Source organism: Hyphomonas sp. (assembly GCF_041398385.1).
Taxonomy (GTDB): domain Bacteria; phylum Pseudomonadota; class Alphaproteobacteria; order Caulobacterales; family Hyphomonadaceae; genus Hyphomonas.
Window position 1 is genome coordinate 1 of sequence record NZ_JAWKUW010000004.1, and the last position, 15,084, is coordinate 15,084.

General features: G+C 63.3%; 16 protein-coding genes. 4 read left to right on the forward strand and 12 right to left on the reverse strand.

The genetic code is table 11. From position 1 onward, the window contains the following. From R3C13_RS09170 to R3C13_RS09185, 4 genes are all read right to left on the reverse strand, one after another. Nucleotides 1-166: Arm DNA-binding domain-containing protein (locus R3C13_RS09170; protein WP_371310826.1), on the reverse strand; the 166-nt coding region annotated here is incomplete at its 3' end. Nucleotides 167-483: 317 nt separating this feature from the next. Then, on the reverse strand, nt 484-2,046 hold the full coding sequence (guaA, locus tag R3C13_RS09175; RefSeq protein WP_371310520.1) for a glutamine-hydrolyzing GMP synthase: 1,563 nt from the start codon (nt 2,044-2,046) through the stop codon (nt 484-486). Between the two features lie 8 nt (nt 2,047-2,054). Beyond that, entirely contained in the window at nt 2,055-2,531 is a 477-nt protein-coding gene (locus tag R3C13_RS09180) for a hypothetical protein (protein WP_371310521.1), read from the reverse strand. Then, nucleotides 2,528-3,835 carry an RsmB/NOP family class I SAM-dependent RNA methyltransferase gene (locus R3C13_RS09185; protein WP_371310522.1) on the reverse strand — a complete coding sequence of 436 codons (1,308 nt, stop codon included), beginning with the start codon at nt 3,833-3,835 and terminating at the stop codon, nt 2,528-2,530. Before R3C13_RS09185 ends, R3C13_RS09180 begins: the two co-directional genes overlap by 4 nt. Nucleotides 3,836-3,906: 71 nt before the next feature. Between R3C13_RS09185 and R3C13_RS09190 the strand changes: the two genes are divergently transcribed. After that, the gene (locus tag R3C13_RS09190) at nt 3,907-4,509 is read left to right on the forward strand and encodes a GNAT family N-acetyltransferase (protein ID WP_371310523.1); all 603 of its coding nucleotides are present in this window, start codon (nt 3,907-3,909) and stop codon (nt 4,507-4,509) included. A 66-nt stretch (nt 4,510-4,575) separates the two neighbouring features. Here the strand turns inward: R3C13_RS09190 and R3C13_RS09195 are convergent, their stop codons facing one another. The 3 genes from R3C13_RS09195 to guaB form a co-directional block, all read right to left on the reverse strand. Beyond that, nucleotides 4,576-5,193 carry a hypothetical protein gene (locus R3C13_RS09195; protein ID WP_371310524.1) on the reverse strand — a complete coding sequence of 206 codons (618 nt, stop codon included), beginning with the start codon at nt 5,191-5,193 and terminating at the stop codon, nt 4,576-4,578. A gap of 230 nt (nt 5,194-5,423) precedes the next feature. Then, complete coding sequence (locus R3C13_RS09200; RefSeq protein WP_371310525.1) at nt 5,424-6,293, reverse strand: hypothetical protein; 870 nt, start codon at nt 6,291-6,293, stop codon at nt 5,424-5,426. 70 nt (nt 6,294-6,363) lie between these two features. Further along, nucleotides 6,364-7,821 (reverse strand): IMP dehydrogenase, encoded by a 1,458-nt coding sequence (gene guaB, locus R3C13_RS09205; protein WP_371310526.1) that lies wholly within the window; start codon nt 7,819-7,821, stop codon nt 6,364-6,366. Nucleotides 7,822-7,984: 163 nt separating this feature from the next. Between guaB and R3C13_RS09210 the strand changes: the two genes are divergently transcribed. Then, a complete protein-coding gene (locus R3C13_RS09210) occupies nt 7,985-9,151 on the forward strand; it encodes an indoleamine 2,3-dioxygenase (RefSeq protein ID WP_371310527.1) in 1,167 nt (388 codons plus the stop codon). 3 nt (nt 9,152-9,154) lie between these two features. On the opposite strand, the gene R3C13_RS09215 is transcribed toward R3C13_RS09210, so the two are convergent. Together R3C13_RS09215 and R3C13_RS09220 are read right to left on the reverse strand one after the other, a co-directional pair. Further along, on the reverse strand, nt 9,155-9,574 hold the full coding sequence (locus R3C13_RS09215; protein WP_371310528.1) for a hypothetical protein: 420 nt from the start codon (nt 9,572-9,574) through the stop codon (nt 9,155-9,157). Beyond that, on the reverse strand, nt 9,571-9,978 hold the full coding sequence (locus tag R3C13_RS09220; RefSeq protein ID WP_371310529.1) for a GFA family protein: 408 nt from the start codon (nt 9,976-9,978) through the stop codon (nt 9,571-9,573). The genes R3C13_RS09215 and R3C13_RS09220 overlap by 4 nt, the downstream gene beginning before the upstream one ends. Before the next feature lie 304 nt (nt 9,979-10,282). Between R3C13_RS09220 and R3C13_RS09225 the strand changes: the two genes are divergently transcribed. Beyond that, complete coding sequence (locus R3C13_RS09225; protein WP_371310530.1) at nt 10,283-11,203, forward strand: sulfotransferase; 921 nt, start codon at nt 10,283-10,285, stop codon at nt 11,201-11,203. Nucleotides 11,204-11,211: 8 nt separating this feature from the next. Here R3C13_RS09225 and R3C13_RS09230 read toward each other — a convergent pair whose 3' ends face one another. Together R3C13_RS09230 and R3C13_RS09235 are read right to left on the reverse strand one after the other, a co-directional pair. Continuing rightward, a complete protein-coding gene (locus R3C13_RS09230; protein WP_371310531.1) occupies nt 11,212-11,931 on the reverse strand; it encodes an RlmE family RNA methyltransferase in 720 nt (239 codons plus the stop codon). Beyond that, on the reverse strand, nt 11,924-13,048 hold the full coding sequence (locus R3C13_RS09235) for a Ppx/GppA phosphatase family protein (protein ID WP_371310532.1): 1,125 nt from the start codon (nt 13,046-13,048) through the stop codon (nt 11,924-11,926). The genes R3C13_RS09230 and R3C13_RS09235 overlap by 8 nt, the downstream gene beginning before the upstream one ends. Before the next feature lie 177 nt (nt 13,049-13,225). Between R3C13_RS09235 and hspQ the strand changes: the two genes are divergently transcribed. Continuing rightward, nucleotides 13,226-13,549, forward strand: coding sequence for a heat shock protein HspQ (gene hspQ / locus R3C13_RS09240; RefSeq protein ID WP_371310827.1), 324 nt, complete (start codon nt 13,226-13,228; stop codon nt 13,547-13,549). 20 nt (nt 13,550-13,569) lie between these two features. Here hspQ and rfaE2 read toward each other — a convergent pair whose 3' ends face one another. Next, on the reverse strand, nt 13,570-15,036 hold the full coding sequence (gene rfaE2, locus R3C13_RS09245) for a D-glycero-beta-D-manno-heptose 1-phosphate adenylyltransferase (RefSeq protein ID WP_371310533.1): 1,467 nt from the start codon (nt 15,034-15,036) through the stop codon (nt 13,570-13,572). Nucleotides 15,037-15,084: the final 48 nt, after the last annotated feature.

Sequence of the window (15,084 nt, forward strand, 5' to 3'; positions counted from 1 at the left end):
CGTAGCGCCCCAGCGTCAACGTCTCCCGGCGGCCGTTCAGTCGGTAGTCCAGGCGAAAGACGATCGCGCCCGAGGGCTGGACCACGACATACATACCGTCACGGTCCACGATCTTGTATAGTTTCTCTTTTGGTTTCAGGGCCTTAATGGCGGCGTCGGTCAACATCCACACCCTCCAGATTGGTCAAAATATGCCGGAGAGCGCCCAATTATACCGTCAGGCCGAAAACGGCCCCTCTGATTGGTATTTTCCCTGCGTTTACAGAGCATTACGCCAAAAAATATACCGTCAGAAGCTCTCATAGCCCTGACGGTATATGCGATTTTCGGACGAGACAAGATGCGCCATACCGTCAGCCATACCGTCATTCCGGAGGCTAACCCAGCGATAGATGTCGAAATATCCCGAGATATTTATTTATATATCTCAGTCACTTATGTCGCATCGTGGCGTATTTTTGGATACGCCCGGATGGGCAAAAATCATTCCCACTCGATCGTGCCCGGTGGCTTGGATGTCACGTCGTAGACGACACGGTTGACGCCTTTGACCTCGTTGATGATGCGCGTGGCGACGCGGCCCAGGAAACTGTGCTCAAAGGGGTAGTAGTCGGCCGTCATGCCGTCCGTCGACGTCACCGCGCGCAGGGCGAGGACGGCCTCATAAGTCCGCTCGTCGCCCATGACGCCGACCGTGTTGACAGGCAGCAGGACGCTGAATGCCTGCCAGATTTCGTTGTAGAGGCCAGCCTTGCGGATTTCGTCGATGTAGATCGCATCCGCCTTGCGGAGCGTGTCCGCTTTTTCGCGCGTGATCTCGCCAGGAATGCGGATGGCAAGGCCAGGGCCGGGGAACGGATGCCGGTCGACGAATGCGTCGGTGAGGCCAAGCTCGCGGCCGAGCGCGCGGACTTCGTCCTTGAAGAGTTCGCGCAGCGGCTCGACCAGCTTCATCTTCATCCGGGCGGGCAGGCCGCCGACATTGTGGTGGCTCTTGATCGTGACCGAGGGGCCACCGAGTGCCGAGACGCTTTCAATCACATCGGGGTAGAGAGTTCCCTGCGCGAGGAAGTCCGCGCCGCCGATCTTCTTCGCTTCCTCATCGAAGACGTCGATGAAAAGGCCGCCGATAATTTTTCGCTTGCGCTCCGGATCGGTGACGCCGGCAAGCTGGCCGAGGAAGAGTTCTGAGGCGTCAACATGAACAAGCGGGATATTGTAGTGTTCGCGGAAGAGGCTGACGACCTGTTCGCTTTCGCCGGCGCGCATCAGGCCGTGGTCGACATAGACGCAGGTGAGTTGGTCGCCGATGGCTTCATGGATGAGAACCGCTGCGACGGAAGAGTCGACGCCGCCTGAGAGACCGCAGATCACACGTCCCTTCCCCACCTGCGCGCGGATCTTCTCGACCGCCTCAGCGCGGTAGGCCGCCATGGTCCAGTCGCCCTTCAAGCCGGCAACGCCATGGGTGAAGTTGCGGAGCAGTTGTCGGCCATGAGTCGTGTGCACGACTTCCGGGTGGAACTGCGTGCCATAAAAGCGGCGCTCCGGATCGGCGATGATGGCATAAGGCGCGCCCGGAGATTTGGCGATGACTCCGAATCCGGAAGCCATTTCCGCGACATGGTCGCCATGGCTCATCCAGACCTGTTCGTGGTCGCCGGCATGGAAGAGGCCGTCGAGGATCGGGTCTTCCACGATCTTCTCGATGAAGGCGCGGCCAAACTCGCGGCTGGTGCCGCTTTCCACCATGCCGCCCAGCTGTTCCATCATGACCTGCTGGCCATAGCAGATGCCGAGAACGGGAACGCCGAGCCCGAAGATAGCGTCGTCAGCTCTCGGGCTGTCAGCCCAGGTGACGCTCGCAGGGCCGCCTGAAAGGATGATGGCCTTCGGCGCGTAGGCCTTGAGGAAAGCCGCATCGACCTTGTTAAATGGGTGGATTTCGCAATAGACGCCGCTCTCGCGAAGGCGCCGGGCGATGAGCTGGGTCACCTGGCTGCCGAAGTCGACGATGAGGGCGTGTTCGTGTCTTTGCTCAGTCATGGGGCCGCTTAGCCGAGGTCGCGGGATTCGTCCATATCAGGTATCTGCGCGGCAAGGCCGCGGGCTCCATTTTCGATGAGCCAGCGGGTGAGCCGCTCATGCAGGATGATGACGATGCCCGGCTCGCGGCTGGTGCGGAGGTGGAGGAGCTGGCCGAGAATGCCGCGGTGGTGTTCGGCCCGGATTTCGGACATCGGGATTGCGAGCGCCGGATGCATGACGCCGAACAGGAAGCCGGGCCTCAGATAAAGATGGATGCCATCAGTGCCGAGGGTGAGGACGCTGCGGAAACGAACCGGGAAGTAGGGCGAATAGCCCATCGAGGCACTTTGCATGACGCGCCGGACCGGCATGGGCGTTCCGTCATGGGGGTAGGCGGCGTGGAGGCGGTTCCAACCGGACATCCGGCTGAGCAGGAAGAGGATACCGAGCCAGATCGCCGCAAACGCTGCCAGAAAGAGCGGGGCGAACAGGATCAGGCTCATGCACGGCGCCTAAGGACCGCGAAGAAGAAGCCGTCGGTCCCTGCCCTGCGTGGCGTCAGGCGGACGGACCCGGTGGGGCTGCGATAGCGGCGGACTATGGCCGCGCCGTCGTCGGTAAGCAGTCCCGAGGCGATGGCGGCTTCTCCGGCGTCTTCTTCGGCGAAACCAGGATGGTCAGCGAGAAAGAAAGCGACGCGGTCTTCATCTTCCTCGATCAGAAATGAGCAGGTCGCGTAGACGAGGCGGCCGCCGGGTTTCACGAACTCGCTGGCTTTGGAGAGGATTTCGGTCTGTTCCTCAATGCGCTTGGCGAGTTGATTCTGCTTGAGGCGCCATTTGGCGTCGGGGCGGCGGCGCCAGGTTCCTGTGCCGGTGCAGGGCGCGTCGACGAAGACGAGATCCATCTGGCCCTTCAGGTCGTCGAGCTGGACCGGTTCTGACGGGTGAACCAGCTGGACATTGTGGGCGCCGGAGCGCTTGAGGCGCGGGATCAAGGCGGAGAGGCGGCGGCCGTCGATGTCGTAGGCGAAGATCTGGCCCTTACCGTCCATCTGGGCGGCGAGCGAGAGCGTTTTGCCCCCTCCCCCTGCGCAGTAATCAAGAACCTGTTCCCCCGGCTGGGCATTCGCGGCGGCGGCGGCGATCTGGGAGCCGGCATCCTGAACCTCGACCCAGCCTTTGGAATAAGCGGGGATGCTTTCGAGGCTGGCTTCGCGCTCGGATGGGTCGCGGGCGGGAATATGAAAGGCGTTGTGGAGAAGTTTCGAGGGCTCGGCCTTCGCGCTTTTCAGCGGTGCGGCGGCCTTTTCGGCATCGACTTTGAGGGTGTTGACCCGGAGGTCGACGTCGGCGCGGACGGCCATGGACTGGGCTTCGATGACGGCTTCCTCGCCGAAGACGCGTTCGAGATGCAGCGCGAGCCAGTCGGGATAGTCGCCGCGGACATGGGCCGGCGCGGAGGGGTCAGGCGCCATGACCAGGCGTTCGCGTTCCTGAAGGGTCAGCTTCGAGGGGGCGTGTTCCTCGTCCATGGCATCGTCGATTTCGCGGATATTCCAGCCCCAGGCATGGGCCAGCGCGCCGAGGATGAGGCCGCGGGGGCTGTCGTCGCCCATGGCATGGCCGATGGAATTCTTCTTGCGCAGGGCATCGAGGACGAGGCCTGAGACCCAGGCGCGGTCTTTCGAGCCGGCATAGCGGGCGCGTTTGCCCCAGTCGCGGGCAGCGGATTTCACCGGCTGGTGCCGGTTGAGGACGTCCGTCAGGACATCTATGGCTGCTGCGATGCGTCCGCCGTTTCGCATATTCTCTTGCTCCGTTTCGGGAGGGCTTGTTAGCGTCCGGAAACAGGGATGGAAACCGGAAAGGGCTGATAATGCTCGAGATAGACCTGCCGGAGGGCTTGAGAAACGCTGCGCCGGCCGATTGGCGGCAGCTGGGAAGCATTACCGGGGAGGCCTTTGAGGAGGATCCGGTGAACATATGGATCTTCGGCAATGAGCGGGCGCTGGCGCCGACTTTCGGCATCCTCGCGCAGGATGTTTACCTGAAAAACGGCATCTGCCACCTCGCGGGAGATGGCGGAGGCACGATGTGGATCGAATCCGGGAAACGGAAGGAGCTGGGCCTCTGGCCGACGCTGCGGATCGTTTCGGTGCTGGCGCGGCGAGGCGCGCAGGGGTCGGTCCGGCGGGCCCTCGGCGCGGGCGAGGCGATGGACCGGGAGCACCCGAAAGAGCCGCATCTTTACCTGTTCACGATCGGCACCCGGGTGGCCAGTCGGGGAAAGGGGCTGGGCAAGCTGATGATGAGCCCGATGACGGCGGCGGCCGACAAGGCCCGCCTGCCCTGCTATCTCGAAAACTCGAACCCCCGGAATACCGGCTTCTACATGAGCCACGGCTTCGAGCGAATGAAGCTGTTTGAAGTTGGCCCCGGCGCGCCGCCGATGGAGGCGATGTGGCGCGAGCCGCGCTGACCCCAGCGCAAGCGGCCGGCGCGGGACGCTTCCCGGCCGGTTCAGGTGTTGGACAAGGGGTGGGATTCATGACGTGTCTGTCCCACGGTCCCAGGCGGCGACGATCATGGTGGGCAGGCCGGCCGAGATCGCACCAAGCTCTGGCCGGAGGCGATGGACACCTGAAAGCGGCGGGCAGAGCGGCCGCGTCATGCCCTGCCCCCGCTCCCGCCGCAGCCGCCGGGCGAGGCGCGCGGCATGGCGCTCCGGCGCCAGAAGCAGCCTCAGCAAGGCATCGGCATGGACCATCAGCGGCAGGGCCAGCGCCGGCCCGGTGCGCCGCGCGAGCCTTTCAGGAAAGCCCGCGCTGTCCATGCGATAATATGTGACGCGGCCCAACAGATTCAGCCGGTAAACCGGCAGTTGGGGGAAGGTTGCGGTGACATCTTCGACAATTTCTGTGACGCTGCGTTGATCTTTCGTCCTCTTTGGTGCCACCCTGTCAGGCGATGGCGCGAGGCTGAGCGCCAGAAGGACGATCAGACGCCGGACGATCGACTCCAGCAGCTTCAGCCGCGCCCGCGTGCGCCGCGCGAGCGTGCGTGTCAGCGTCCTGGGCTTTAGGTGCAGCTCCGCCTTCCCGATGACATCGGTGAGCGCAAGGCGCGCCTGTTCGAACGCAGTGGCGAAGAAGGCTTCGGTCATGCGCGGGAGTATGGCGCGGGATGGAGGCTGGCCGGATTGGGTGTGGGATAGGCGGCCATTCGCGATATGGCCGTGTCAATGATTAGGCGTAAACAAGCAATTTGACGCAATCTAGATTGCGCCGAGAGTGGCCTTTCATTGGTAGTCTCACAGCAGTTCAGATGCGTGGAATTGGCTATTCTGATGCGTTCAGTTGGTCGACCATCGGGGGCCCAATAGGCGTGCTATTGTCAGTGCAGTTGGCAGGCAAGGGGTTCACTGTACTTCGTGACGGATGGCTCAAGCTGATGGGCATTTTGCAACGCCTGTTCTGCATCCACACATTGGCCTGCCGCCGCCAGCGCAAGCGCAAGACTATGCTGCAGCGCCGCTATATCTGGGGCGATGGCCGCAGCTTGGCGACAATAAGGGAGCCCCTCTGGCGCCCTGTCCATCAACGTCAGGAGATAACAATGATTGTTCAGCACGCCGGGATTGTCGGGCAGGCCGACAACAAGTTCCGCGCTCAGTTTCAGCGCGTCATCGTATTTTCCAATTTCCGTCAGAATTGCGCTCTGGTTGATAAGATCTGTATCGTTCTGGATTGGCGTTTCAAGGAAGGCCCTGACCACGGCTTCCTCTTCCGGAGCGGACGCTTCATGGAATGTCTGCGCGACGAGCATCAGCACATAGAATCTCGCACTGTCATTCAGCGGGTGGCCATAGAAATCATATTTGCCCTCCTGCACCATGTCCCAAACATGACGCGCATCTTTCAGCGAATCCTCAAGCCGTCCCACCCGCCTGAAGACGTCGGCGCGATTGGCATGAAAAGAAATGTCGCTGAAAATCTGCTGGCCGTCCGGGGTGCTCAGATCATAATAGTAGGCGGCGGTTTCGATATCGCCGTCCCAAAACGCCTCGCTGCCGAGATTGATTGCCGCGTGTATCCACGCTGGCGTGCCGGGCTTGGCGGCATTGAAGCAGGCCGCGTAATCCGTGGTTCCATCCTCGTCGGTGAAACAAGCTGGCGGCACTTCTGCCGACTCTGTTTCCGCCAGAGCAGGAGCGCTGGCTATCCCCCATGCAGCGACTGCCGCCGATAGTGAAAATAGGCGCATCCGATCCTCCCTACGGTTTCCACCTTAGGGATAAAGCCGCCGGCGGCAAGCTCGATAGTGAGTATCGGTGCTACCCCCGCGACAGCGAGTAATTCGGCGCTTCGCGGGTCATCTGGACGTCGTGGACGTGGCTTTCCTGGAGGCCGGCGCCGGTGATCTGGACGAATTCGGCTTTCTCGTGCAGTTCCCGAATGGTCCGTGCACCGACATAGCCCATGGCGGCGCGCAGGCCCCCGACCATCTGGTGGACGATGGGCGCGATGGGGCCCTTGAACGGCACCTGCCCTTCGATGCCTTCCGGCACGAGTTTCTCGGCGGCGGCGTCTTTCTGGAAATAGCGGTCGGCCGAGCCGCGGGCCATGGCGCCGAGGCTGCCCATGCCGCGATAAGCCTTGTAGGAGCGGCCCTGGTAGAGGAACACCTCACCGGGCGCTTCTTCGGTGCCGGCGAACATGGAGCCCATCATGGCGGTCGCCGCGCCGGCCGCGAGGGCCTTGGCGAAGTCGCCCGAGAACTTGATGCCGCCATCGGCGATGACCGGCACGCCGGAGGCTTGCGCGGCATTGGCGCAGGCCTCGATGGCGGTGAGCTGGGGCACGCCGACACCCGCGACGATGCGCGTGGTGCAGATGGAGCCGGGGCCGATGCCAACTTTCACGGCGTCTGCGCCCGCGTCGATCAGGGCCCTGGTGGCCTCGGCGGTGGCGACGTTGCCGGCGATGATCTGGACGGCGTTGGAAAGTTTCTTGGCGCGGGTGACGGCCTCGGCAACGGCTTTCGAGTGGCCGTGGGCGGTGTCGATGATGACTGCGTCGGCACCCGCCTCGATGAGGGCGGCGGTGCGCTCAAAACCTGCATCGCCGACGGTTGAGGCGGCGGCGACGCGGAGGCGCCCGGCGGGATCTTTCGCGGCGTTCGGGTGGACGGCGGCCTTGTCCATGTCCTTGACGGTGAGGAGGCCGAGGCATTTGTCGTCCTTGTCGACGATGACGAGGCGCTCGATGCGGTGCTTGTGCAGCAGGCGGCGCGCCTCCGGCAGGGGCGTTTCCATTTCCACCGTGACGACGTCGCGCGTCATCAGGTTGGCGACCTTTTCGTTCAGGTCTTCGGCGAAGCGCGTGTCGCGGTTTGTGATGATGCCGACGACCTTGCCGTTCTCGTTGACGACGGGAATGCCGGAGAAGCCGGTGCGCTTCTTCAGTTCCCGCAGGTCGCCCAGCGTGGCGGTCGGGCTGATGGTGACGGGGTTCATGACCACGCCGCTCTCGTATTTCTTGACCATCGCGACTTCGCCGGCCTGTTCTTCGACCGAGAGGTTGCGGTGAATGACGCCGATGCCGCCGGCCTGGGCCATGGCGATGGCGAGGCGGGCCTCTGTGACCGTGTCCATGGCCGCGGAGATCAGCGGGATGTTGAGGGGAATGGCCTTCGTCAGGAAGGTGGAGACGTCGACGTCGGCGGGTAAGACCTCGCTCGCGCCGGGCTGGAGAAGCACGTCGTCAAAGGTGATCGCTTGTCGGATTTTCATGTGGGGAGCTCCCTTTTCGGCGCAATAAAGGAGTCGCGGGGGCTTGTGAAGCCCCTGCTGCATTTTCCACTGAAGTGTCAAAATTCCCCCGATGACAGGCCTTGCGGTGCCTGCTAACCCGGATAGTTACAAATGAAATCAATTGCCCTGGGAGGAGCGGGTGATGAAACTTTCTGATTATGGGCTCAGCCGTGAGCGTGGATTTCTTGCGGCTTTCGATCCGGATGGGGTGAAACTGCCCTCCTTCCTGGAGCCGGCACGCCAGATGGCGCTGGATATTCCGAAACTGATCCCGACCGGCCGTGTGCGCGCCCTGATGGAGCGCCTGCCGGTGACCGACCTTGCCGATTTCTGCGCTGACGCGAGCGAGGCCGAGCAGCGGATCGCGATGCTGCATTACTCCTTCATGGTGCAGACCTATGTGTGGGGCGAGCCGGATGCGCCGAAGGCCCTGCCCGCCTGCCTCGCCGTGCCGATATGGCAGCTGTCGAAGAGTCTCGGCCAGCCGCCTCTGCTCCCCTATTCCAGCTACACGCTCGAAAACTGGCGGCTGATCGACCGGGACGGGCCGATCGACCTCTCCAACGTGCAGGTGATCCAGCATTTCGATGGCGGTATGGACGAAGCCTGGTTCATCCTCGTGCATGTGGCGATCGAGGCGCGAGCCGGCGAGATGCTGGACGAAGCGCTGAACCTGATCCCGGCGGCGGCGGCAAGTGATGCAAAGGAAGTGGCCCGGTGCCTCTCCGCGATGTCGAAGGCGTGGGACGATGTGAACGCGATCTTCGACCGGATGCCGGAGCGGTGTGACCCTTATTGCTATTTCCACCGGGTGCGGCCGTGGATCCATGGCTGGAAGGACAATCCGGCGCTGGGCGGCGGGCTGATCTATGAAGGCGTGGAAGAGACTGGCGGCGAACCGCAGGCCTTCCGTGGGCAGACGGGCTCGCAGTCTTCCATTGTGCCGACAATGGACGCCCTGCTGAGCGTCGGCCATGCGGCGGACCCGCTGCGGACGTTCCTGGACGAACTGCATGCCTACCGGCCACCAGCGCACCGCCGCCTGATCGAGGATGTGCGGGCCGCGAGCGGCGTGCGCGCCTTCGTGGAAGGCTCAGGCGATGCGGGTCTGAAGACGCTCTACAACGAGAACGTCTCGAAGCTGGCGCGCTTCCGCACGCGGCACCTCGAATATGCGGCGAGCTATATCAACCGGCAGTCAAAAGGCGGCGCGGGCAATGACCCTGACGTCGGCACCGGCGGCACGCCCTTCATGAAATACCTGAAAAAGCACCGCGACGAAGCCGAGGCGCATCTGTTGCCGGTCTGACCGTCAGTCCACGCACGACGCCGGCCGCACGATGCCGTCCTTGACGAGGGCGTAGCAGCCGAAGGGGCTGTCGGTGACCTGGCAGGTGCCGGTGCCCGGTTCACCTGCCGGGATGCCGCTGTCCGGTGGGAGGCGGCATTCGCCGAGGCAGTCGGCAGAATCCGAGCATGTCTTGCCGGCGTCCGGATAGGTCTGGATGCAGCGCTCGAAGCCGAGCAAGCCCTCGCGGCGTACCTGCCCGCCCGCCGCTTCGCATGTCGCGCGTTCGTCGGGCGTCGCCACTTCGCCGGCAAAGCGGATGGACTCATAGGGCGGCGAGGAAGAGCCATAGACCGGATTGTTGGCGTGATAGTCCCGCAGAGCTTCGCAAGCGGCCAGCAGGCCGGCGCAGGCGAGCGCAAGGATCAGCGCGCCGCGTTTCATCCGGGCCACCGGGGGAAGGCAGGAATGCCCTCCGGAATGTGATGGAAGCTCGGCGCATCGGCGGTCTGCATGATGACCTGAGGCTGGCCGTAGATGGACGTATCGTCGAGCGTGCCGACCTTGAGGATCACAGCCTGCGGCAGCGCGGGCGAACGGGTCAGGATATGCGTCCCGCACGTCGGGCAGAACTCACGCGTGACGGCATGGTCGAGATCAGGGCGGGAAAAGGACTTGGTGGCGCCTTTGGTGACCCGAAACCCTGCCGAGGGCATGGCCATGAAGTCATTGGCATTGCCGCCGGTGAAGTACTGGCACTCGCGGCAGTGGCACTCCCCTTTCATGACGGGGTCGCCGTCCGCTTCATAATGAACCTCTCCACAGTAACAACGGCCCGTAATGGTCACTTTCGTTCTCCCTTTAAGCTGTGTGTCAGTGTGAAACGTCAGGCGCCGCTGGGCAAGCAACAGTTAACCAAGGCCGTCCCGCTCAGCTAATTCCTTACGATCCAAGTGCGCGCGTACTGGGTCCGGCGCGCTGTCATTGTTGCAGTGCGACTGTAAAAAACCTATTGAAATTTAAAAAATACATCGAAGAAACAGGGAGGTGGCCTGGGATTTGCGCTGCGGGGCGTGAATGTGGCGGGCAACGAAAAGGTAGATTGACACTGTGCGGGGAATTGGACGCCTGAAACTCACCTCTGTCGGGCTGATGGACTATGCCGCTTCGTGGCGGCTCAGGAATTGTCTGCTCGTCAATGGCTTCTGGCGGAGCGGCACGACGTGGCTGCAGCAGACGCTTGTTCAGAGCCTTAAGGCCAAGTCCCTGTTCGAGCCGTTTTCACCAGCCGCTGGTCAACGCTGGGACCGGCTCTGCCCGGGAGCGTCCGAAGCCAGCCGGCACATATATATGCCGCTTTCGGCCGACAGTTTTGCCCGCCGGGACAAGATCAAACTGCATCTGGCAATGCGTGGTGTCGGAACGCACGGATACGCTCATTTCCTGCGGGACGCTGCGCAAAAGACGGATGGCCGCAACCTGGTGGTGAAGTTCACCCGCCTCGGTTTTCTTCTCGACGACATGGCCGAAATATACAACACGCCGATTATTCACATCCGGCGCAATCCAGCTGCGGTCTACGCCAGTTTCAAGGAAACGGACTGGTCGTGGCGCTTCGAGGATGTAAGATTCAGCGAAATATATAGCCCGGATAACCACGAGCCGGGCACGCCAGCGCATGAGCGCGCGACAACCCTGATGCGTTTCGACCAGTCTCCCGTCAGGCGTTTCGCGGCGTTGTGGAGCCTTAGCGAGCAGGCCGCTCAGGAGAGCGTCAACGCCAACCGTGCAAGGCTCGTGAGCTATGAAGACGTGCTCAGGCGCGGCGCCAGTGTCCTCAATCGCCTGCAGATCACTTCGATCAAAGTGGCAGCCAGCGAAAAAGCCAGCCCCGTGACATCTTTGGGCCGCGAGAAACTGTCGGCGAAACAGCGCCAGAACGACTGGCAGCGGCGCCTGACACGTGAAGAGATAGAATCGATTGCAGATATCAGCCAAGAGCTGTTTCCCGCTAATGGCTATTTCGGAAAAGACGTCGTTTCGGGCAGAATGCTCGACTCAAACGTCCGCTAGCCAAACGCTCAGCCGGACGCGGGTCGTCCCTTAAAGCCTTTCGCGACGACGAAGATCTCCGGGCTTCCGGCGCGGCTGGCCGGGGGCTTCATGTGCTTGACGCTGGTGAAGTTGGCCTTCAGCAGATCCAGCACTTCCTTTGTGGCGCCGCCCTGGAAGACCTTGGAACAGAAGGCGCCGCCGGGCGCGAGGTGTTCGACGGCAAAGGCCGCCGCCATTTCAGCAAGGCCGATGGTGCGCAGGTGATCCGTCTGCCGGTGGCCGGTCGTGTTGGCCGCCATGTCGGAGAGAACAAGATCCGGCGGGCCGGTGAGGCCTTCCATCAGCGTATCGACGTCGTCCGGATTGTTGATGTCGCCCTGGACGATGTGGGCGCCTTCCATGGGCTCGACTTCAAGAAGGTCGATGCCGGCGACTTCGCTGGCGCCTTTCATCAGGGCGACCTGCATCCAGCCGCCTGGTGCGCAACCGAGGTCGACGACGCGCTGGCCGCGCTTCAGCAGATGCATTTTCTCGTCGATTTCGAGGAGCTTGTAGGCAGCACGGGCGCGATAGCCTTCGTCCTTGGAGCGCTTGACATAAGGATCCTGCAGCTGGCGTTCGATCCAGCGTTTGGAGCTTTCATTCTTGGCCTTGCGCGCCACCACCTTGCGTTCGCTCATGCGGCGGCCGGACGAGCCCTTGTCGCCGGTCGGGCCTTTCCAGCGGCGCTTCTCGTCGTCAGTCATGCGGCGCCTCCACGGCGGGTGAACTGTCGCCCGGCGGACGGGGGCCGGTGCGTCGGCGGCCGGAGCGGCGCCGTGACGGCTTCTTGCCATACATCATCGACAGGAGCAGCCCTTCCCGGAGCCCCCTGTCGCCAACCCGCATCCGCTCGCCCGGAAAGGCGTCCCAGACGGCCTGCATGATGGCGCAGCCGGAAAGCATCAGGCCTGCCCGTTCTTCGCCGATGGTGGGCAGGGTCGCCCGTCCGGTGGGACCGAGATCGCGCAGTAGCTGGATACAGGCGCCGGCCTCGTCGCGGGAGAGCCAGGTGCCATCAACCTTGTCACGCCGGTACTTGTCGAGCTTGAGATGAACGCCGGCAAGGCAGGTCACGGTGCCGGAGGTGCCGATCAGGTGGGAACCCTCGGTTTCCATGGCGCGGCGGACGCGCGGCGTGCCCTTCCAGTTCTCGATCACCTCGCGGGCATGGCCCAGCATCACCGGGAAGGCTTCTTCTTCCGGCAGGTGGCCAAAGGCTTCCTGCAGGGTCACGACGCCCAGAGGCAGGCTGGTCCAGTCCTGGATCGGCGCGCGCTCGACGAGGCCTTCGAAGCCACCGTCGCGGGCGATGCGGGCATTGACCCAGGAGAGTTCCGTCGAGCCGCCGCCGATGTCGACGACGAGGACCGTTTTGGCGTCTTCGCCCATCAGGTCGTGACACCCAATGGTGGCAAGCCGCGCCTCTTCCTTGGCGTTGATGATCTTGAAGGTGAGCCCGGTTTCGTCATGCACGCGCTTTATGAAATCGGCACCGTTCTCGGCCTTGCGGCAGGCTTCGGTGGCGATGCAGCGGACGCGGCCGACGCCATGATGCTTCAGCTTGCGGCGGATTGCCTTCAGGGCGTCAAGTGCACGATCTACTGCAGCATCGGAGATGCGGCCGGTCTCATGCAGCCCTTCCCCGAGGCGCGCGATCTGCGAATGCGAGTCCACGACGCGGAACGATTTGCCCCACGGTTCCGCCACGAGCAGGCGGCAATTGTTCGTGCCGAGGTCAACGGCCGCATAGAGCGGGCCGTTCCTCCCTTTGCGCGAACGCCGCCGGGGCCCCCGGCGGTTCGCGGCATTTTTGTCAGCCATGATGTGGCCCAAACCAGTTTCTTGATGGTAGGTGTACCACAGGAGCCGTAAATGACCAGTGGACGTGGCCTGTCGGGATTTCTGACCCGCCTGTTCGGGCGCCGGGGGCGTTCAGGCGAGGCCCCGCTTGTTCTCGACCGGCCGGTGGACCTCGAAGCGCGCTACAATGCCGTGTCGCTGCATGTGGCGAAGTTCCAGATCGGACAGGTTGTCCGGCACCGGCATTTCCCGTTCCGCGGCATCATTTTCGACGTCGATCCGCAATTTGCGAACACCGAGGAATGGTATGAGTCCATTCCTGAAGAGGTGCGGCCCCGCAAGGACCAGCCCTTTTACCACCTGTTCGCGGAAAACGACCGCACGCACTATGTGGCTTATGTCTCGGAGCAGAACCTCATGGCAGATGACAGCACCGTGCCGCTGAGCCACCCGGATATTCCGGAATGGTTCGATGTGACCGCGCGGGGCACCTATGAGCTGAAAAAGGGCGTGGCGAACTAGCCTGCCCTGCCCCTGAGCTTTCAGTCCGCCTTGGCTTTGGCCCGTGCGATCGCTGCGGTGGTCGACTGGCCGTCGACTGTGGGCACGATGTGGACGGTTCCACCCCGCGCGAGGACGAGGTCGGCCCCGACGATGGTTTCGATCGTGTAGTCGCCGCCTTTGACCAACAGATCCGGCTGCAGCGCCGCAATCAGCGAGGCGGGCGTGTCCTCGCCGAACACGACGACGGCATCCACTGCGCTGAGGCCCGAGAGGACGCGTGCGCGGGAGTCGGCGTCGTTGACTGGCCGGGTCGGGCCTTTGAGGCGACGCACGGACGCGTCTGAGTTCAGGCCGACGATGAGGCGGCCGCAGCGTGACTTGGCCTCCTCCAGCACTTTCAGGTGGCCGGGATGGAGAATGTCGAAGCAGCCATTGGTGAAGCCGACGGTGAGGCCTGCATCGCGCCAGGCCGCGACCTGGCTGACGGCTGTGTCGAGCGGGATGTGGCTGACACCGCCCCTTTCGAGCCCCATATCGAGGGCGCCGCGCAGTTCGGCAGCGGAGACAGTGGCGGTGCCGGCCTTGCCGACCGCGATGCCGGAGGCCGCGATGGCAAGGTCCACCGCCTGGCCCAGCGTACCGCCGCCAGCAAGCCCGAGCGCGAGGGCCGCAATGCTGGTGTCTCCTGCTCCGGACACATCATAGACTTCGCGCGCCTTGCCGGCGCGGTGAATGACTTTGCCGCCGCGTGAGATGTAGGACATGCCCTTGGCCGCCCGCGTCACCACGATGGACCTGGCCCCGATGGACTGCATGGCATGTTCGAGTGTCGCCGCGACGTCCTGATCGGAATCGGTCGACATGCCGAACGCATTTGCCAGCTCGCTGGCATTCGGCTTGATCACGTCGATCGTGCTGTAGCGCTGGAAATCGCGGCCCTTGGGATCTGCGATGACCGGAATGGCGAACTCCGCCCCGGCACGGTGCGCTGCCACGATGACGTCGTCAGAAACCGCGCCCTTCGCATAGTCCGATACGATGATCAGCGAGGCTTGCGCCGCCTCTTCGTAGATCGAGGCGATCAGCTTGCCTTCCGTCACCTTGTCGATCGGTGAAGCCTCTTCGGCGTCGACGCGGAGGAGCTGCTGGCCGCCGGCGACGAAGCGCGTTTTGAGGGTCGTCGGGCGGCCGCGCATGACGATCAGGTCGGCGTCGACGGCATCCAGCGTGCCGAGCAGCTGGGCAAGTTCGCGTCCCTCCGCATCGTCGCCAACGACGCCGATGAGCGAGGTCTGGAGTCCGAGGCTGTCGAGGTTGCGCGCGACGTTGCCGGCGCCGCCCGGCATGGCGGCTTCACGGTGGCGGCGCATGATGGGAACGGGGGCTTCCGGCGATATCCGGGTGACCTGGCCATAGACGAAGCGGTCGAGCATGACATCGCCGACGCAGACGACGCGCTTGCCAGCCGCCGCCGCAATCAGGTCTGTCAGGGAAAGCTCTGCCATCTGCGCCACACCTTCTTCTTTGCCGCTGGAGGCAACCTCCTTCGGCCT

Coding starts and splice junctions, on each gene's coding strand:
- R3C13_RS09235 (WP_371310532.1), bottom strand. CDS start 13,048: ATGGCTGACAAAAATGCCGCGAACCGCCGGGGGCCCCGGCGGCGTTCG.
- guaB (WP_371310526.1), bottom strand. CDS start 7,821: ATGAAAATCCGACAAGCGATCACCTTTGACGACGTGCTTCTCCAGCCC.
- R3C13_RS09215 (WP_371310528.1), bottom strand. CDS start 9,574: ATGAAACGCGGCGCGCTGATCCTTGCGCTCGCCTGCGCCGGCCTGCTG.
- R3C13_RS09210 (WP_371310527.1), top strand. CDS start 7,985: ATGAAACTTTCTGATTATGGGCTCAGCCGTGAGCGTGGATTTCTTGCG.
- R3C13_RS09195 (WP_371310524.1), bottom strand. CDS start 5,193: ATGACCGAAGCCTTCTTCGCCACTGCGTTCGAACAGGCGCGCCTTGCG.
- R3C13_RS09180 (WP_371310521.1), bottom strand. CDS start 2,531: ATGAGCCTGATCCTGTTCGCCCCGCTCTTTCTGGCAGCGTTTGCGGCG.
- R3C13_RS09190 (WP_371310523.1), top strand. CDS start 3,907: ATGCTCGAGATAGACCTGCCGGAGGGCTTGAGAAACGCTGCGCCGGCC.
- guaA (WP_371310520.1), bottom strand. CDS start 2,046: ATGACTGAGCAAAGACACGAACACGCCCTCATCGTCGACTTCGGCAGC.
- rfaE2 (WP_371310533.1), bottom strand. CDS start 15,036: ATGGCAGAGCTTTCCCTGACAGACCTGATTGCGGCGGCGGCTGGCAAG.
- R3C13_RS09185 (WP_371310522.1), bottom strand. CDS start 3,835: ATGCGAAACGGCGGACGCATCGCAGCAGCCATAGATGTCCTGACGGAC.
- R3C13_RS09225 (WP_371310530.1), top strand. CDS start 10,283: ATGGACTATGCCGCTTCGTGGCGGCTCAGGAATTGTCTGCTCGTCAAT.
- R3C13_RS09230 (WP_371310531.1), bottom strand. CDS start 11,931: ATGACTGACGACGAGAAGCGCCGCTGGAAAGGCCCGACCGGCGACAAG.
- R3C13_RS09200 (WP_371310525.1), bottom strand. CDS start 6,293: ATGCGCCTATTTTCACTATCGGCGGCAGTCGCTGCATGGGGGATAGCC.